Below are 17,104 nucleotides of genomic sequence, written 5' to 3' on the forward strand. Positions count from 1 at the left end.
CGCCGCCGCCCTGGGGCAGGTCGGGAATCAGGGGAATATCGAGATCGGCCATCTGCGGCGCGCCTTCGCTGCCGAACAGGCCGCGCAGCTGCTGCGCCACCGAAGCGTCGCGGCGCGCGCGCTCGGCCTTGCGGGCGGCGCTGTCGTCGGTCTTGGCGAAGCGCTCGCCGCCGCGTCCGCGCGCGGGCTTGAGGCGCTCGTTCAGGGCTTCGTACATCGGCCCCAGGTCGAACACGAGGCCGGGGCGCAGCAGCGGCACGATCAGCGCATGCGCTTCCTGGTCCGGCTCGAACTCGCGCCAGGCCTGTTCCAGCGCCACCAGCAGGACTTCGGGACGGAAGGGATTGACGGCGGCGCGCACCAGATCGCGGCCGAGCAGCACGCCGAGCCGCACGCCCAGGCTGGCGAGCTGTTCGGAATGCTGGATGTCGAAGGGCCGGCTGACCACGCCGAAGGCGAGTTTCTGGTCCATCTCTTCCAGCGGCACCAGGCTGAGGGCGACCTGCGCGGCCGGGCGCGGCTGGGGCGAGAGCTGGCCGAGTTCCTTGCGCAGGGCCAGTTCGATGCCCGTGCAGGCCAGGTGGAAATAGGCGTAGGCGTTTTCCTTGAGGAGGTTGCCGGACTTGATGCGGCGCGCGGCCAGCTTGGGATCGGGACCTGCGCTGGTCATGTCGAGCAGCGCGGCGACCATGCGGTGGCACATCTCCATTAGCTGGCCATTCGCATGGCGGCTGGCGATACCGACGAGCTCATCCAACGTCGCCTGCCGGTCGGCGGCGGCCTTGCGGGCGGCGGGCGTCTGTGCGGATGGGGTGGCCATGGACGTGGGGAGAAGATCGATCCCTCCATTCTGCCATATTATTTCCAGAAAGCAATAGGCCTTAATGCATATGTCGTAAGAAATACGACACGCCGAAGCATGTGATCGAGCGTTTCATCAGGAAATAGATGCTTTCAGATTGTAGGAGCACCTCCTACAACGCATCAAGGGGTGTTCCGATAGCGATTCATCAACACGATAAGCATGATTGATTCACCGGAAATGCCTCGAATCCATTCGGACACGGCCGGTCGGTAAAGCCGAGCAGGATCTTTTCCCACTATGAAAGGAAGCACCATGGCCTCGAAGCAAGGTAGCAAGCGCAACCAAAGCGGCTCTCAGCAAAGCAGCAAGAGCGAAGGCAACAAACAGTCGGGCTCGGCAGGTTCGGGCTCGCGCTCGGGCGGCGGCACCCGCGGCGGTACTCCGGAACAACACGCCGAAGCTGGCCGTCAGAGCCACAAGAACGACAAACGCTGATCCTGTTTTCTCCGGCCCCGCCGGAAGCAGGCATCACTTGTCCAGCCCGCCGCGCATCGAGCCGGCGGGCTTTTCTATGTGTCGGACAAAGCGCCACGGCTTCCTTGCCTTATCCATAGGCCTGACGAATAAACGGGCCGCGGCCATCGGCCAAGCCGATGTATCGGGCTACCGAGCCTGTTGGGCCGACTCAAATATTGCGCAGGATCGCACCCTTGGGCGGCGCGAAATCGCGGATGTCGTTGACCAGGCCGGCGGCCTTGGCGTCGCGCGAGTTCAGATGCAGGTCCGAATACTGGTGGATGCTCCACTGCTCCGGGGTCAGCTCGACGGTCTTGCGCAGAATCGACTCGGTGCGCGAATCGTCGGCACGCAGGCCCTCGACGATGATGTTGAGCGCATCCGGACGCGAACCGGGCGAGGCGGTCGCATGCGACTTGTGGACCATGAAGCGCGCCGTCTCGCTGCAATAGCGCTCCGTGCCGCACAGGTAGAGGATGACCGCGATCGAGGCCACCGCCCCGCCGTTGTACATCACAAACTTGATCGGCGAGCTGGCCATGAAGTTGTACAGGCACAGGCCGTCGCTGACATAGCCGCCGTTGGACTGCACCAGGACATGGGCCGTCTCGATGCCGTCCTCGGTCATGGCGGCGACCGCGTCGAAGACCCGGTGGACCATGTCACTATTGACGTCGCCAGACAGCGTGAACCAGCCTGTTTTTTCCTGTTGTGCTTTGTCTTCGCTCATAGTTTTTTCCGCCTGCAAAGTGAGTGTGATAAGTGTAGCAAAACCGGCCCGCGAGCCCGGATGCCGTGCGTCAATAGTGCGCGGCAATGCTTTTAGGAATCGAAATGCCCGCGTAACCGCCCTACCTACCAACGTCATCCCGGCGAAGGCCGGGATCCAAGTTTGCTCGCGTTCCCGCCCACGTTTTGGCTGCCGGCTGCCCAACGAACTTGGGTTCCGGCCGAGGGGGACGCCGAGTCCCGGAACGACGTTCTGAGGGTAGGGGCCGCCCCTTCCTTCCCCTGGTTTCCCCCTTAGCTGGTTGACAGCAACCGCCCTCTCGCATATCCTCCACAGTCTTGACAGGGAGAGCGCAGCACGCTGCCGCCGAAGGGGCACTACCCACAAACTCTCAGGCAAAAGGACCGGTCAAGGAGCGGCGGCGCATCGCGCGGCGGCTCAACTCTGGAGAGCGGCCGCGACACAAGCGGCCCACCGAAGGGGCAGGCGGCCAGGCCGCTATCTCTCAGGTACCAAGGACAGAGGGGAAAACAGCGCACGGCGACGTGCCCGCACCCCTATTCAACTGCCCTGAGGATTCCATGACGCTCAAAGCGACTCCGCTCAATTCCGCTCACCGTGCCCTAGGGGCCAAGATGGTCGACTTCGGCGGCTGGGACATGCCGGTCAACTACGGCTCCCAGATCGAAGAGCACAACGCGGTGCGCACCGACGCCGGCATGTTCGACGTGTCCCACATGTGCGTGGTCGACCTCAAGGGCGCCAACGTGCGCAGCTTCCTGCGCGGCCTGCTGGCCAACAACGTCGACAAGCTGCAGGTCCCGGGCAAGGCCCTCTACTCCTGCATGCTGAATCCCGAAGGCGGCGTCATCGACGACCTGATCGTCTACTTCTTCAGCGAAGACTGGTTCCGCATCGTCGTCAACGCCGGCACCGCCGACAAGGACGTGGCCTGGATGAACCAGCAGAACGCCGCCACGAATTCCGGCCTGGTCATCACCCAGCGCCGCGATAGTAGTGATGAAAATCGCGACCCGATCGCCCTGATCGCGGTCCAGGGCCCGAACGCCCGCGCCAAGGCCTGGGAAGTGCTGCCGGAGACCAAGGCCGCTTCCGAAGCGCTCAAGCCCTTCAACGTCGTAATCGTCCCGGACACCGCCTTCGGCGAAGTCATGGTGGCGCGCACCGGCTACACCGGCGAAGACGGCTTCGAAATCGGCGTCCCGGCATCCAAGGCCGAAGCCCTGTGGAACGCCTTCGCCGCCGCCGGCATCAAGCCCGCCGGCCTGGGCGCCCGCGACACCCTGCGCCTGGAAGCCGGCATGAACCTGTACGGCCAGGACATGGACGAGACCGTGAACCCGCTGGACGCCGGCCTGGGCTGGACCATCGACCTGGTCTCCGAGCGCGACTTCATCGGCAAGGCCGCCCTGCAGGCCAAGGGCCAGCAAGCCAACTTCGTCGGCCTGATCCTGCGCGAAAAAGGCGGCATCCTGCGCGCCCACCAGAAGGTCCTCAGCGCCGCCGGCAACGAAGGCGAGATCACCAGCGGCACCTTCAGCCCGAGCATGCAGCAGGCGATCGCCCTGGCGCGCGTGCCGCTGGACGTGGCGGTCGGCGACACCGTGCAAGTCGTGATCCGCGACAAGCAGCTGGCCGCTTCCGTCGTCAAGCTGCCGTTCGTGCGTAACGGCAAAGTCCTCGCCGCCTAAAAGAACAAGCAATATAATCACCGCGTCACCCATACCAGGAGCCTTTAATGAACATCCCTACCGACCTGAAATACACCGAGTCCCACGAGTGGGTCCGCCGCGAGGCTGACGGCACCCTGACCGTCGGCATCACCGAATACGCGCAGGACGCACTGGGCGACATCGTGTTCGTCGAACTGCCGCAGGTCGGCAAGGCCTTCACCGCCGGCGACGACGCCGCCGTGGTCGAGTCGGTCAAGGCCGCCAGCGACATCTACGCTCCGGTGTCGGGCACCGTCACCGCGGTGAACCAGTCCGTGGCCGACGCGCCGGACTCGATCAACCAGGACGCGTACGGCGCCTGGCTGTTCAAGCTCCAGCCGACCGACGCCGGCGCTGTCGACAAGCTGCTGGACGCCGACGCCTACGGCAAGACCACCGACAATTAATGTCGCCGAGGGCGCGCCGCTGAATGCGGCGCGCCCTTTTAGTTTCACGAAGTCCCGAATTCCTCATCTTCGCCAGCCCACAAGGCGCCGGCAATTCATCTGGCCACCATCATGACCCGTTCCAGCCTCACCCAACTTGAAGCCCGCGATTCGTTCATCCCGCGCCATATCGGCCCGTCCGAATCCGAACAGGCAGCCATGCTGTCGACCCTCGGCTACGCTTCGCGCGCCGCCCTGATCGACGCCGTGGTTCCCGCCAACATCCGCCGCAAGGACACCCTGGACCTGGGCCAGTTCGTCGAGCCGCGCACCGAAGAAGACGCGCTGGCCACCCTGCGCGCGCTGGCATCCAAGAACAAGGTCATGAAGTCGATGATCGGCCAGGGCTACTACGGCACCCACACCCCGAAGGTCATCCTGCGCAACATCTTCGAGAACCCGGCCTGGTACACCGCCTACACCCCCTACCAGCCCGAGATCTCGCAGGGCCGCCTGGAAGCGATCCTGAACTTCCAGCAGACCATCACCGACCTGACCGGCATGGGCATCGCCAACTCGTCGATGCTGGACGAAGGTACCGCCGCCGCCGAAGCCATGACCCTGCTGCAGCGCGTCGGCAAGTCCTCGTCGAGAGTGTTCTATGTCGCCGACGACGTGCTGCCGCAGACCCTGGAAGTGATCCAGACCCGCGCCCAGCCGATCGGCGTCGAAGTTCGCGTGATCGCGGCCGGCGACATCGAGAAGCTGGAAGAGACCTGCTTCGGCGTGCTGCTGCAATACCCGGGCGTGAACGGCGAAGTGCGCGACTACCGCGCCGCCGTGGAACACCTGCACGCCATGGGCGCGATGGTGGTCGTGGCCGCCGACCTGCTGGCCCTGACCATGCTCACCCCGCCGGGCGAATGGGGCGCCGACGTGGTCGTCGGTAACAGCCAGCGCTTCGGCGTGCCGCTCGGTTTCGGCGGCCCGCACGCCGGCTACCTCGCCACCCGCGACGAATTCAAGCGCAGCATGGCTGGCCGCCTGGTCGGCGTGACCGTCGATGCGCAGGGCAACCAGGCCTACCGCCTGGCGCTGCAGACCCGCGAACAGCACATCCGCCGCGAAAAGGCGACCTCGAACATCTGTACCGCCCAGGTGCTGCTGGCCGTGATGGCCGGCATGTACGCGGTCTACCACGGCCCGCAAGGCCTGAAGCGCATCGCCCAGCGCGTGCACCGCCAGACCGCCATCCTGGCGCGCGGCCTGCAGCAGCTCGGCGCGGAAGTGACCAACACCACCTACTTCGACACCCTGACCGTCAAGGGCGACGCAGCCGCGCTGCACGCGGCCGCCGTCAACGCCGGCATCAACCTGCGCCGCGTCGACGACCAGCACGTGGGCGTGTCGCTGGACGAGACCACCACCCGTGAAGACCTGGCTGCGCTGTTCGCCATCTTCGGCAACGGCAAGAACGTCGATATCGACGCATTGGACGAAGACGTGGCGGACGCCTTCCCGGCCGCCCTGACCCGCGAAAGCGCCTACCTGACCCACCCGACCTTCAACCGCTACCATGCGGAGCACGAGATGCTGCGCTACCTGCGCTCGCTGGCCGACAAGGACCTGGCGCTGGACCGCACCATGATCCCGCTGGGTTCGTGCACCATGAAGCTGAACGCGACCTCGGAAATGATCCCGGTCACCTGGCCCGAGTTCTCGAACATCCACCCGTTCGCGCCGAACGACCAGACCGTGGGCTACCGCGAGATGATCGACCAGCTCGAAGCCATGCTGTGCGCCGCCACCGGCTACGCCGCGATCTCGCTGCAGCCGAACGCCGGCTCGCAGGGCGAATACGCCGGCCTGCTGGTGATCCAGAAGTACCATGAGTCGCGCGGCGAAGGCCACCGCAACATCTGCCTGATCCCGTCCTCGGCCCACGGCACCAACCCGGCGTCGGCCAGCATGGTCGGCATGAAGGTGGTCGTCACCGCCTGCGACGAGAATGGCAACGTCGATCTGGCCGACCTGAAGGCCAAGGCCGAGCAGTACAGCAAGGACCTGGCCTGCGTCATGGTCACCTACCCGTCGACCCACGGCGTGTTCGAGGAAGGCATCAAGGAACTGTGCGAGATCGTGCACGCCCACGGCGGCCAGGTCTACGTCGACGGCGCCAACATGAACGCGATGGTCGGCGTGGCCGCGCCGGGCGCCTTCGGCGGCGACGTCAGCCACCTGAACCTGCACAAGACCTTCTGCATCCCGCACGGCGGCGGCGGTCCGGGCGTCGGCCCGATCGGCGTCGGCGCGCACCTGGCCAAGTTCCTGCCGAACCAGCTGTCGACCGGCTATGTCCGCGACGAAGCCGGCATCGGCGCGGTCAGCGCGGCGGCCTACGGCTCGGCCTCGATCCTGCCGATCTCGTGGATGTACATCGCGATGATGGGCGCGGAAGGCCTGACCGCGGCGACCGAAGTGGCGATCCTGAACGCCAACTACATCGCGCGCCGCCTGGCGCCGCACTACCCGGTGCTGTACACCGGCCACGACGGCCTGGTCGCGCACGAGTGCATCATCGACCTGCGCCCGCTGCAGGACAAGACCGGCATCAGCAACGAAGACGTGGCCAAGCGCCTGATGGACTTCGGCTTCCATGCCCCGACCATGAGCTTCCCGGTGCCGGGCACCCTCATGATCGAGCCGACCGAGTCCGAGTCGAAGGCCGAGCTGGACCGCTTCATCGAAGCGATGATCACCATCCACGCCGAGATCGTGAAGGTCGAACGCGGCGAGTACGACAAGATGGACAACCCGCTCAAGGGCGCGCCGCACACCGCGGAGGTGGTCACCGCCGACGACTGGAAGCATGGCTACACCCGTGAAGTGGCGGCCTTCCCGGTTGCCTCGCTGCGCAAGAAGAAGTACTGGCCGCCGGTCGGCCGCGCCGACAATGTGTACGGCGACCGTAACCTGTTCTGCGGCTGCGCGCCGATCAGCGACTACGAATAATCGCTGATCGACCAGCTTATTTGCGGCTCGACGCGAGCCGCAAGTGGGAGCTCGGATGACGGCGGCGTTCGCGCGCGAATTCGCGCGGGACGTCGCCGTCTTCTTTTTGGGCCGCCGCTTGTTCGGGCGGCTCGGCCTGCGGCTCTTCCAGCCGGAAACCGGACATGGTGCGCGACAGCGCCAGCGCCTGCATCTGCAGGGTGCGCGCGGCCATGGCCGCCTCTTCGACCAGGCTGGTGTTCTGGCGCGTCACCTGGTCCATGCGCACGATGGCCTGGTTCACGTCCTCCAGGCTGGATTCCTGGCCCTGGCTGGCCGAGCCGATGCGGCTGACGATATCCTCGACCTGGCGCACCGAGCTGGCGATCTGCTGCATGCTGGTCCCGGCCTGCGCCGCCCAGGCGGTGCCGCCGTCGATCTCGGCGACCGACTGAGTGGCCAGCAGCCGGATCTCTCCAGCCGACGCAGTCACCCTGCGCGCCAGATGGCGCACTTCGCTCGTCACCGCCGCCATGCCCGCGGCGTCCGGTCCCGCGCGCGCCGCATCCAGGCCCGCATTGAGCGCCAGCGTGTTCGCCTGCGCCGCCAGGGCGTCCAGCCCGTCCACGATCTCGACCACTCGATGGGCGCTGCGCTTGCCGGAATCCAGCGCCGCCAGCAGGCGGTCCACCACGCTGCCGCCCGCGTCGGCCGCCTCCCCTGCCGACGCCGCCAGCTGGTTGGCCTCCAGCGCGCTGTCGGCCGTGAGGTTGACCCTGGCCGCCAGGTCCTTCATGGAGCTGGCGGTATCCAGCATCGATCCGGCGCGGAACACGGCGCGGCTGCCCAGGCTCAGGCTGCCCAGCTTGATGTCGCGCGAGGCGATGCCGATCACGCGCGCCGATTCCAGGATGCTGCGCAGGGTGCCGTTGAGGTTGCGGATGCTGGCGTCCAGGGCGCGCGAGGTCTCGGCGATCTCGTCGCCGCCATAGGCGCGCTCGCGCACCGTCAGGTCGCCGCTGGCCAGGCCGCTCACGGCCGCGCCGATGCCGCGGATCTCGTCCAGCAGCAGGCGCCGCACGGCGAAGGTGATGGCCAGCGAGATGCCGATCGCCAGCACGATCACGATGGGCATCAGGGTCGACATCACGCGGAAATCCGACTGGGCGCTGTTGGACGCCTGGCGCGACAGGGTTTCCTCGATCACGGCCAGGTCGGCCAGGCGCTGGGCCACCACCGCGAAGGCGCTTTCGGCCTTGAGCATGGCGTTGGCCGAGATCGAGCCGTCGAGCGGCGCCAGCTCGATCACGTCGCGCACCGCCGCGGTATAGGCCTGGTGGGCGCTGATCGCCTGCTCCACGTGGCGGCGCTCGGCCGCGTGCGGACCGGTCATGCGCGCCAGCTGGCTCAGGCCATCGGCGATGCGTTCATGCTCGATCAGGATGTCGCGCCGCAGCGGCTCGGTGCGGGCGATGGGAAAGCTGCCGCCCATCCAGCTCAGCAGGCGGTAGATATCGGCATGGGTTTTCTGCGATTGCGCCGCCAGGCTGCTGGCGGCGCGCATGCTGGCGGCGCGCTGCCCGACGATCTCTTCGAGCGAGGCGTTCTGGCGCACCATCGCGTAGTAGGCGGAACAGGACAGCAGCACCAGCAGGAACAGCACGGCGCCGGGCGCCAGCAGCAGCTTGGGACCGATGCGGAGACGGGCCAGCATGGCCTACCCCATGCGTGCGGGCTGCGGCGAAGGGGAAGCGGCGCGCGCTGCGCAGATTAACAGCGATGGGGTCATGGCGTCCTCCGGTTGAAGCACAAAGTTTCCCAAGTGCATTCAACGAATTTACCCCATGACCGGCGCCTGGTATTTGTGCCAGCGCAAAGACGGACTGCCGGACCCGCTGGCCCGGCGCGGCGCTATGGGTCAGCTATCAGGCCTTCAGGTCGTCCAGGGTCTTGCCGCCGGACAGGGCCTCGGTCACCCAGGCCGGGCGGCGTCCGCGTCCGGTCCAGGTCTGGGACGTATCGCCCGGATTGCGGTATCGGGCCGCGCCACCCGCCGATTGTCCTTTGCCCTTGCCGGACTTGCCCGGCTTGCCGCCCTTGGCGGACAGCAGTTCGTCGACGCTCACGCCCAGGTTCTTGGTCAGCGCCAGGATCTGCTCGCGCGCTTTCTTCACCTCTTCCTGCTGGCGCGACTTGATCTGCTTTTCGACTTCGAATTGCAGGCCTTTCAGTTCAGCCAGGTTGTAGTTCGACAAATCGATGTTGGCCATGCTCATCCTTTGAGAGTGTGGTGGGTAATGCAAGCGTACCATGTCCAAACAAAACTGGTGAGGTACACGGAATAAGATCGCAATTATTTTTGATTGGATTCCAATTGCGGCAAGACTCATGCGAGAGGAATAAATACCAGCCTTGAGGCCGAATATGCCGAAATTTTCCATTTCCGGTATTGATATTATCGCAAGCGCCGCGATATCTCGCGGTGCAAGCATGAATAGCCGAGCTTATTTCGGTGAACGCCAATAAGAAATGGAGACAAAATGGAACACTCCGGCAGGCTGCACGCATTCGATAACCTCCGCGCCGTCATGATGTGGCTCGGCATTCTGCTGCACGTCGCCATCAATCACACCACGGGCGACTCGCCCCTGCCCTGGCGCGATGCGCAGACCTCGCCGATTGCCGACCTGATCCTCCTGTTCATCCACGCTTTCCGCATGCCGGTGTTTTTCATCCTGGCGGGCTATTTCGTCGCGATGCTGATCGCGGGCCGCGGCGCCAGGGGCATGCTGGCGCACCGCATGCGCAGGCTGCTGCTGCCTTTTGTCGTGTTCTGGCCGGTGCTCATCGTCTGCACGACCATCGTGATGCTGGTTTACCTGCACGTCATGGCGCGCGGTACCGCAGGCATCGAACTCTCGCTGCTGGCGAAAAAGAGCGCCGGCGCCTCGCCCTTCAATACGATGCACATGTGGTTCCTCTATTACCTGATCTGGTTCTGCGCGCTGAGTGCCGCCCTGGCGCCGGTGTGGAGCCGCATCTCCGTGCGCGTGCGCGAGGGAATCGATACGGCGTTTCTTGCGTTGGCGGGCAATTGGTGGGGTCCGCTATTGCTGACCATTCCGCTGGCAATCGTGGGATCGTTTTATCGCGCCGGCGTGATGGCATCCAGCGGCTCCTTCATTCCGCAATTGCCGGAAATGGTGCATAACGGCCTGTTCTTCGTCACCGGCCTGCTCTTATATCGTTCGCGCGAGGCCTTGTTCCCGCATTTCACGAAACATTGCTGGAAATACGCGATTGCGGGCCTGGTGGTATTCATCGCCGCGCTCGCTGCATTCGATATCTTCACCAGAAAACCGGGGACCGTTCCCCATATCGAAGCCGTGATTGCCTATGTCTATAACCTGAGTAGCTGGTGCTGGAGTTTCGCCCTGATCGGCCTGTTCCTGCGCTATATGCAGCATCAGAATCGCGTGCTGCGCTATGTATCGGAAAGCTCGTATTGGGTGTTCCTCGTGCACATGCTGGGCACGATCGGATTCGGCGCCATGGTCTACACCTGGCCGCTCGGCGTGGTCCCGAAGATGATGCTGAATGTCGCGGCGACCACGGTGGCATCCCTGCTCAGCTACCAGCTGCTGGTCCGCCATACCTTCATCGGCGTGCTGCTCAACGGGCGGCAGCGGCCCAGGGACGGCCGCCTGCCGGCCCAGGCAAGCGCGGGGCCGGCGTGAGCGGTCTCAGGACCTCGAGTGCAACACCCGCGCGGACGCCCGGCAAGCAGCCGGTACAGGATGGCGCTTACTCTTTCAGCGTCTTGATCTGGGCGCTTGCGTCGGCGCTCAGCTTCTTCGACAGGCCGGGCACCGCGCCCAGCGCCTTCTCGTAGGCGCCCACCGCGCGCGCCTTGTTGCCGCCGGCCTGCAGCGACTGCCCCAGCCGGTAGTACACCGCGCCCTGCGGATAGATCCTGGCGGCCTGCTCCAGCAGTGGCACCGCTTCCGCATGCTTGCCCTGCTCCTGGCGGACGCGCGCCAGGCCGTACAGGCCCAGTTCGCTGTCCGGATAGGCGGCCTGCAGTTCGCGGAACACGCGCTCGCTGTCGGCGTAGCGCTTTTCCATCATCAGGCTGCCGCCCAGGCTCCACAGCGCATCGCGGCGCTGGTCGGCCAGGTCGCTGCCAGGAGCGACGTTCACCGCTCGCAGCAGGCGCTCGGCGAGGGCGAAGTCTTCTTCCCTGGTGGCGATGCGCGCCTGCATCAGCTGGCTGGTCTCCTGGCTCAATCTGGCGGTGTCCGCCGCGAGCGCGCGGCCCTTGTCCACGCCGCCGCCCACGATGCCGGGGGCCATCAGGTAGTACTGCAGCAGCGAGAAGCGCGCGCCGACGTTGTTCGGGTCGAGCTCGACCGCCTTGCGGAAGGCGTCGCGGATCTTGCCCGCATAACCCATGGCGGAGAAGATCCCGGCGCCGATCGCCTTCGACCCCAGCGCCGTGCCCAGGGCGTCATGGCAGACGGACTCGCGCGGGTTGGCGGCGACGCAGGCCTCGCCCAGCGACACGGCTTCGTCGACCCGTGCTTCCGCCGCGGTGGCCACGATCACGTCGACCTTGGCGGCCAGGGCCTGCGGATCGCGCGGCGCGCCGGCCAGGGCCGCGTTGGCCAGGCGCTCGGCGTCCAGGTAGTTGCGCGACTTCAGCGCGGCGGTATAGGGGGTGGCCATGGCCGGCGCGGCCAGCAGGCAGAGCGCGGCCAGGGCCAGGCGCGGGAACGATTCGTGGCGAACGGGGTGTGGCATGCTTCCTCTTGTCGGCGTGGACGGGCAGCGACGATTCTACGCGCCAGGCATCGCCGCGCTACCTGTTCGATCGAATAGGTCGGCAGCGCGCGGCTCAAATGAAAACAGCCCGCCGGCGCGAACGCGGGCGGGCTGCCACATGAAACCGGCGGCGCCTTAGTCCAGCTTGGCCGCGTGCTCGCGGGTCGCGTGGAAGGTCAGCTTCGGCCAGCGCTCCTGGGTCAGGCGCAGGTTGACGCCCGAGGTGGCCAGGAAGGCCATGTTGCCGGCCGCGTCGTAGGCCACCTGGTGGCCCAGCTGGTTCTCGAAGTCCGACAGCGATTTCTTGTCCTCGCTCGACACCCAGCGCGCGCTGCTGATGCTGCTGCTCTCGAACACCGCGTCCACGCCATATTCGTTGAGCAGGCGGCTGGCCACGACTTCGAACTGCAGCACGCCGACCGCGCCCAGGATCAGGTCCGAACCCAGCACCGGCTTGAACACCTGCACCGCACCCTCCTCGCCCAGCTGCTGCAGGCCCTTGTGGAGCTGCTTCATCTTGAGCGGGTTACGGATGCGCACCGTGCGGAACAGTTCCGGCGCGAAGTACGGAATGCCGGTGAAGGACAGCAGCTCGCCTTCGCTGAAGCTGTCGCCGATCTGCATGTTGCCGTGGTTCGGCAGGCCGATGATGTCGCCCGCGTAGGCTTCCTCGACCTGTTCGCGGCTCGAGGCCATGAAGGTCACCACCGAGGACAGCTTGACGTCGCGGCCCAGGCGCAGGTGCTTGACCTTCATGCCCTTCTCGAAACGGCCCGAGCACACGCGCAGGAAGGCGATGCGGTCGCGGTGGGCCGGGTCCATGTTGGCCTGGATCTTGAAGACGAAGCCCGAGAACGGCAGCTCTTCCGGCTTGACCGCGCGCACGGTGGCGTCGCGCTCGCGCGGGGCCGGGGCCCAGTCCACCAGCGCCGACAGGATCTCGCGCACGCCGAAGTTGTTGATCGCCGAACCGAAGAACACCGGGGTCTGCACGCCCGACAGGAAGCGTTCCAGGTCGAACACGTGCGAGGCGCCGTGCACCAGCTCCACTTCCATCTTGAGCTGCTCGATCTCGAGCGGGAACATCTCGGCCAGCTTCGGGTTGTCGATGCCCTTGACGATCTCGAAAGCGCCGTCGGCCTTCTCCTCGCCCGCCTTGAACAGCATGATTTCGTCCTTCAGCAGGTGATACACGCCGCGGAAGTTCTTGCCCATGCCGATCGGCCAGGTCACCGGCGCGCACTCGATCTTGAGCACCGATTCCACTTCATCCAGCAGTTCGAGCGGATCGCGGGTCTCGCGGTCCAGCTTGTTCATGAAGGTGACGATCGGGGTGTCGCGCATGCGGCACACGTCCAGCAGCTTGATGGTCTGCTCTTCCACGCCCTTGGCGGCGTCGATCACCATCAGGGCCGAGTCAACCGCGGTCAGCACGCGGTAGGTGTCTTCCGAGAAGTCCTGGTGGCCCGGGGTGTCCAGCAGGTTGATCACGTGCTCGCGGAACTCGAACTGCATCACCGAGGACGCCACCGAAATGCCGCGCTGCTTCTCGATGTCCATCCAGTCCGAGGTCGCATGGCGGCCGCTCTTGCGGCCCTTGACAGTGCCGGCCAGCTGGATCGCGCCCGAGAACAGCAGGAGCTTTTCGGTCAGCGTCGTTTTACCGGCGTCGGGGTGGGAAATGATGCCGAAGGTGCGGCGGCGGTTCACCTCGCGCGCGATCACGGCGGCGGGTTTGCCGGCCGGCGCGGGATCGAGGGAGTCATTCAGGGGTGCTGCGGTGTCGGTTGCCATAGTCGCGGCCAATTCGGGTTCGTGCAAAACCGGCGATTTTACCGTTCTTGGGGCGGCTTGTGTGAACCGCGCCACATCCTTCTCCTACGGTTTCGTCTCATTGTCAGCATTTTGTCAGCCTGGATTCAGCAATTTGACAGCTTCAGTGTTTATACTGGGCAACATTCCATGCATATTGCTTCAGCGAGGCCGACCATGATCCCAGCCACTGCCCCCCGCCAGCGCGGTTTCACCCTGATCGAGCTGATGGTGACGATCGCCATCATCGGCATCCTGGCGGCCTTCGCCTATCCGTCCTACACCGCGTACATGGTGCGCAACCAGCGCAGCGCGGCCCAGACCTACCTGATGGAACTGGCCCAGGCCCAGGCCCAGTTCCTGGCCGACACCCGCGGCTACGCCTCCAGCGTGGAAGACCTGGCGCCGGTGCCCGACAACGTCGACAGCCGGTACGAGATCACGATCGACCTCGAGGACGGTCCGCCGCAGAGCTACATCATCACCGCCACCCCGAAGCCGGGCGCCAGCCAAGCCGGCGACGTCACCCTGACCATCAACCAGGCCGGGACCCGCACCCCGGGCGACAAATGGTAATCCGCGCGCGCCATGCGGCGCCGGCCCGCGGCTTCACCTTGCCCGAGCTGATCACGGTCCTGGCCGTGATGGCGATCCTGGCCGCCGTCGCCGCGCCCGCCTACGGCAGCCTGGTCGCCGCGATGCGCGGCCGCAGCGCCGGCACCGACTTGTATACCGCCCTCAACCGGGCCCGCAGCGAAGCGATCAAGCGCAACGCCGAAGTGACGCTGGCGCCCAAGGACGCCGGCTGGCAGGCCGGCTGGGACATCGCCGACCCGGGCGACGCCGACCGCCTGCTCGACGACCATCCCGCCGTGCCCGGCGCCGCCATCGACGGCCCGGCCAGCGTGGTCTACCTGCCCAACGGCCGCGTCAAGGGCGCCAGCCTGCCCTCCTTCGACATCAGCGTGAGCGGCAGCGACGCCCGCCGCTGCGTCGCGGTCGATCTCTCCGGCCGCCCCAGCCAGACTTCCAGCGAGTGCTGACGCCATGAATACCATGCCCTCCCTTTCGTCCCAGCGCGGCGTCAGCCTGATCGAAGTCCTGATCACCATGGTGGTGGTCGCCTTCGGCCTGCTGGGCCTGGCGGCCTTCCAGGCCAAGGCCCAGGTCGGTTCCATCGAGTCCTACCAGCGCGCCCAGGCCGCGGTGCTGCTGCAGGACATGCAGTCCCGGCTGAGCGGCAACAGCGCCAATGCCGCCGACTACAAGACCGCCAACCCGCTCGGCACCGGCAGCACCGTGGGCGACGACTGCGCGACGGTCGCCGCCGGCGCCGCGCGCGACCTGTGCGAATGGAGCGCCGCCCTCAAGGGCGCGGCCGAGGAGCGCGCGGACGGCAACAAGGCCGGCGCCATGGAAGGCGCACGCGGCTGCGTCGAGCTGGTGCGTGCGGCGGACGCCAGCCCCGGCGTCTGCGTTCCGGCCGTCTACCTGGTCACCGTGGCCTGGCAAGGCATGCATGAGACCCGCGCCCCCTCGCAGTCCTGCGGCCGCGACGCCTACGGTCCCGACACCAACCGCCGCGCCGTGTCGGCGCGCGTGGCCATCGGCCTGCCCGGCTGTATCTAAGTCGTCGACAAGGAGCCGCGATGCGTCCCTACTCCCCTAGTCTGCGCCGCGCGCGCGGCTTTTCGCTGGCCGAACTGCTGGTGGCCGTGGCCATTGGCCTGGCCATCCTCGGCGGCCTTTCCGCCATGTTCGTCAAGAACATCCGCACCCAGGGCGAGATCGACAAGGCCCACCGCCAGGTCGAGAACGGCCGCTATGCGATCGACCTGCTGGCGATCGACCTGCGCAACGCCGGCTATTACGCCGAGTTCGATCCCGGCGCGCTGAGCGACCCGGCCGCCCTGCCGGCGCCTTGCGCCGCCAGCCTGGCGGACCTGAAGGCCGGCCTGCCCCTGGCCGTCCAGGGCGTGGACGACGACGCCAGCGGACTGGATTGCCTGGACGACGTGCGCGACGGCACCGACGTGCTGGTGGTGCGCCGCACCGCCACCTGTGTCGCCGGCGTCGGCAGCTGCGCCCCGACCACCGAAGGCGGGCCTTTCTTCCAGGCCTCGCTGTGCAACAACCCGACCGAGCTCGATTCGTCCAGTGTCGACGACTTCTACGCGCTCAGCCTGAGCACCGCCAACCTGAACCGCCACCAGCGCAACTGCACCCAGACGCCCAACAGCGGCACCCTGGCCGCGATCCGCCGCTACCACACCCACATCTATTACATCGCCAACAACAACCAGGACGGGGACGGCATCCCCACCCTCAAGCGCGCCGAGCTGGGCAGCGACGGCAGCGCGCCCACCTGGAGCGTCGTGCCGCTGGCCGAGGGCATCGAGAACCTGCAGCTCGAATACGGCATGGACCTGGCGAAGGACGGCGTGCCCGACGCCACCTCGGCCAACCCGGCCGGCGCCAACAGCTGCGCCGACGCCGCCTGCGCGGTGGCCAACTGGCGCAGCGTGGTGGCCGTGCGCGTGAACTTGCTGGCCCGCAACAGCCAGGAGACCGCCGGCTACGAGGACAGCAAGACCTATACGCTGGGCCTGAACGCGGACGGCAGCGAGAACACCGTCGATGCCGCCAACGACGCCTACAAGCGCCACGTGTTCCAGGCGCAGGTGGCCCTGCCCAATCCTGCTGGAAGGAGAATGCCATGACGGAGACCGCCATGAAACTGCGCCGCCGCGAACGTGGCATCACCCTGGTCACGGCCCTGGTCATGCTGGTGCTGCTGACCCTGATCGCCCTGACCACCTTCAACGTCGGCAAGTCCAACCTGCAAATCGTCAGCAACATGCAGCAGCGCGACGAGGCCACGGCGGCCGCGCGCGAAGTGCTGGAGGAAGTGATCAGCACGCCCCGTTTTTCCGAGACCCCCGGCCATGTGCTGAACAAGCCCTGCGGCGAGGCCAACGAGCGCTGCGTCGACACCAACGGCGACGGCACCGACGACGTGCGCGTCAAGCTCGCGCCGCGGCCCAAGTGCGTCAAGGCGCCGGCGATCCGCAATACCCAGCTCGACCTGGCTCGGGAAGAAGACCTGGTGTGCAGCATGGGCAGCACCCAGAGCTTCGGCGTGAGCGGCGCGGTCGACGGCAACTCGGCCTGCGCCGACAGCGTCTGGGAAATCAATGCCGTCGCCACCGACATGGAGACCGAGGCCGAAGTCCAGGTCACCCAGGGCGTGGCCGTGCGCGTTGCGCGCGACGACGTCACCAACAACTGCCCCACCACCTGAAGGAGCCCG

General features: G+C 66.4%; 16 protein-coding genes and 2 riboswitches. Of the genes, 10 read left to right on the forward strand and 6 right to left on the reverse strand.

Annotation, left to right across the window (positions count from 1 at the left end; all coding sequences use genetic code 11):
- Positions 1–820: DUF1631 family protein (locus J8847_RS08655; protein WP_211524294.1), on the reverse strand; the 820-nt coding region annotated here is incomplete at its 3' end.
- Between the two features lie 297 nt (positions 821–1,117).
- Here J8847_RS08655 and J8847_RS08660 point away from each other — a divergent pair.
- Complete coding sequence (locus J8847_RS08660) at positions 1,118–1,300, forward strand: hypothetical protein (RefSeq protein ID WP_229429633.1); 183 nt, start codon at positions 1,118–1,120, stop codon at positions 1,298–1,300.
- 190 nt (positions 1,301–1,490) lie between these two features.
- Here the strand turns inward: J8847_RS08660 and J8847_RS08665 are convergent, their stop codons facing one another.
- Positions 1,491–2,051 carry an ATP-dependent Clp protease proteolytic subunit gene (locus J8847_RS08665; protein ID WP_211524296.1) on the reverse strand — a complete coding sequence of 187 codons (561 nt, stop codon included), beginning with the start codon at positions 2,049–2,051 and terminating at the stop codon, positions 1,491–1,493.
- Positions 2,052–2,384: 333 nt separating this feature from the next.
- Positions 2,385–2,468, forward strand: a riboswitch (glycine riboswitch).
- Between the two features lie 17 nt (positions 2,469–2,485).
- Positions 2,486–2,583, forward strand: a riboswitch (glycine riboswitch).
- A gap of 49 nt (positions 2,584–2,632) precedes the next feature.
- On the opposite strand from J8847_RS08665, the gene gcvT reads away from it, so the two are divergent.
- The 3 genes from gcvT to gcvP all read left to right on the forward strand — a co-directional run bounded on the left by gcvT (position 2,633) and on the right by gcvP (position 7,182).
- Entirely contained in the window at positions 2,633–3,763 is a 1,131-nt protein-coding gene (gene gcvT / locus J8847_RS08670; protein ID WP_211524297.1) for a glycine cleavage system aminomethyltransferase GcvT, read from the forward strand.
- Positions 3,764–3,810: 47 nt separating this feature from the next.
- Complete coding sequence (gene gcvH, locus J8847_RS08675; RefSeq protein WP_211524298.1) at positions 3,811–4,191, forward strand: glycine cleavage system protein GcvH; 381 nt, start codon at positions 3,811–3,813, stop codon at positions 4,189–4,191.
- 111 nt (positions 4,192–4,302) lie between these two features.
- Complete coding sequence (gcvP, locus tag J8847_RS08680; protein ID WP_211524299.1) at positions 4,303–7,182, forward strand: aminomethyl-transferring glycine dehydrogenase; 2,880 nt, start codon at positions 4,303–4,305, stop codon at positions 7,180–7,182.
- Between the two features lie 16 nt (positions 7,183–7,198).
- On the opposite strand, the gene J8847_RS08685 is transcribed toward gcvP, so the two are convergent.
- Complete coding sequence (locus tag J8847_RS08685; RefSeq protein WP_211524300.1) at positions 7,199–8,875, reverse strand: methyl-accepting chemotaxis protein; 1,677 nt, start codon at positions 8,873–8,875, stop codon at positions 7,199–7,201.
- A 211-nt stretch (positions 8,876–9,086) separates the two neighbouring features.
- Positions 9,087–9,431: an H-NS family nucleoid-associated regulatory protein gene (locus J8847_RS08690; RefSeq protein WP_211524301.1), complete on the reverse strand. Its 345-nt coding sequence runs from the start codon at positions 9,429–9,431 to the stop codon at positions 9,087–9,089.
- A 270-nt stretch (positions 9,432–9,701) separates the two neighbouring features.
- On the opposite strand from J8847_RS08690, the gene J8847_RS08695 reads away from it, so the two are divergent.
- Complete coding sequence (locus tag J8847_RS08695; RefSeq protein ID WP_211524302.1) at positions 9,702–10,898, forward strand: acyltransferase family protein; 1,197 nt, start codon at positions 9,702–9,704, stop codon at positions 10,896–10,898.
- A 67-nt stretch (positions 10,899–10,965) separates the two neighbouring features.
- Here J8847_RS08695 and J8847_RS08700 read toward each other — a convergent pair whose 3' ends face one another.
- Positions 10,966–11,961, reverse strand: coding sequence for a tetratricopeptide repeat protein (locus J8847_RS08700; RefSeq protein WP_211524303.1), 996 nt, complete (start codon positions 11,959–11,961; stop codon positions 10,966–10,968).
- Positions 11,962–12,117: 156 nt separating this feature from the next.
- Positions 12,118–13,776: a peptide chain release factor 3 gene (locus tag J8847_RS08705; RefSeq protein WP_211524304.1), complete on the reverse strand. Its 1,659-nt coding sequence runs from the start codon at positions 13,774–13,776 to the stop codon at positions 12,118–12,120.
- A 195-nt stretch (positions 13,777–13,971) separates the two neighbouring features.
- On the opposite strand from J8847_RS08705, the gene J8847_RS24125 reads away from it, so the two are divergent.
- The 5 genes from J8847_RS24125 to J8847_RS08730 are packed head-to-tail and all read left to right on the forward strand — an operon-like array spanning position 13,972 to position 17,095.
- Positions 13,972–14,370 (forward strand): type IV pilin protein, encoded by a 399-nt coding sequence (locus J8847_RS24125; protein WP_211524305.1) that lies wholly within the window; start codon positions 13,972–13,974, stop codon positions 14,368–14,370.
- Positions 14,364–14,837: a GspH/FimT family protein gene (locus J8847_RS08715; RefSeq protein ID WP_211524306.1), complete on the forward strand. Its 474-nt coding sequence runs from the start codon at positions 14,364–14,366 to the stop codon at positions 14,835–14,837. The genes J8847_RS24125 and J8847_RS08715 overlap by 7 nt, the downstream gene beginning before the upstream one ends.
- Positions 14,838–14,841: 4 nt before the next feature.
- The gene (gene pilV, locus J8847_RS08720; RefSeq protein ID WP_229429632.1) at positions 14,842–15,423 is read left to right on the forward strand and encodes a type IV pilus modification protein PilV; all 582 of its coding nucleotides are present in this window, start codon (positions 14,842–14,844) and stop codon (positions 15,421–15,423) included.
- Between the two features lie 20 nt (positions 15,424–15,443).
- A complete protein-coding gene (locus tag J8847_RS08725) occupies positions 15,444–16,514 on the forward strand; it encodes a PilW family protein (protein WP_211524307.1) in 1,071 nt (356 codons plus the stop codon).
- Entirely contained in the window at positions 16,511–17,095 is a 585-nt protein-coding gene (locus tag J8847_RS08730) for a hypothetical protein (RefSeq protein ID WP_229429631.1), read from the forward strand. The genes J8847_RS08725 and J8847_RS08730 overlap by 4 nt, the downstream gene beginning before the upstream one ends.
- Positions 17,096–17,104: the final 9 nt, after the last annotated feature.

This window comes from Massilia sp. AB1 (assembly GCF_018119385.1).
Classification (GTDB): Bacteria; Pseudomonadota; Gammaproteobacteria; order Burkholderiales; family Burkholderiaceae_D; genus Telluria.

Bases quoted from the DNA above. Each gene is read 5' to 3' on its own strand.
- J8847_RS08660 (WP_229429633.1), top strand. From the start codon at position 1,118: ATGGCCTCGAAGCAAGGTAGCAAGCGCAACCAAAGCGGCTCTCAGCAA.
- J8847_RS08665 (WP_211524296.1), bottom strand. From the start codon at position 2,051: ATGAGCGAAGACAAAGCACAACAGGAAAAAACAGGCTGGTTCACGCTG.
- gcvT (WP_211524297.1), top strand. From the start codon at position 2,633: ATGACGCTCAAAGCGACTCCGCTCAATTCCGCTCACCGTGCCCTAGGG.
- gcvH (WP_211524298.1), top strand. From the start codon at position 3,811: ATGAACATCCCTACCGACCTGAAATACACCGAGTCCCACGAGTGGGTC.
- gcvP (WP_211524299.1), top strand. From the start codon at position 4,303: ATGACCCGTTCCAGCCTCACCCAACTTGAAGCCCGCGATTCGTTCATC.
- J8847_RS08685 (WP_211524300.1), bottom strand. From the start codon at position 8,875: ATGCTGGCCCGTCTCCGCATCGGTCCCAAGCTGCTGCTGGCGCCCGGC.
- J8847_RS08690 (WP_211524301.1), bottom strand. From the start codon at position 9,431: ATGGCCAACATCGATTTGTCGAACTACAACCTGGCTGAACTGAAAGGC.
- J8847_RS08695 (WP_211524302.1), top strand. From the start codon at position 9,702: ATGGAACACTCCGGCAGGCTGCACGCATTCGATAACCTCCGCGCCGTC.
- J8847_RS08700 (WP_211524303.1), bottom strand. From the start codon at position 11,961: ATGCCACACCCCGTTCGCCACGAATCGTTCCCGCGCCTGGCCCTGGCC.
- J8847_RS08705 (WP_211524304.1), bottom strand. From the start codon at position 13,776: ATGGCAACCGACACCGCAGCACCCCTGAATGACTCCCTCGATCCCGCG.
- J8847_RS24125 (WP_211524305.1), top strand. From the start codon at position 13,972: ATGATCCCAGCCACTGCCCCCCGCCAGCGCGGTTTCACCCTGATCGAG.
- J8847_RS08715 (WP_211524306.1), top strand. From the start codon at position 14,364: ATGGTAATCCGCGCGCGCCATGCGGCGCCGGCCCGCGGCTTCACCTTG.
- pilV (WP_229429632.1), top strand. From the start codon at position 14,842: ATGAATACCATGCCCTCCCTTTCGTCCCAGCGCGGCGTCAGCCTGATC.
- J8847_RS08725 (WP_211524307.1), top strand. From the start codon at position 15,444: ATGCGTCCCTACTCCCCTAGTCTGCGCCGCGCGCGCGGCTTTTCGCTG.
- J8847_RS08730 (WP_229429631.1), top strand. From the start codon at position 16,511: ATGACGGAGACCGCCATGAAACTGCGCCGCCGCGAACGTGGCATCACC.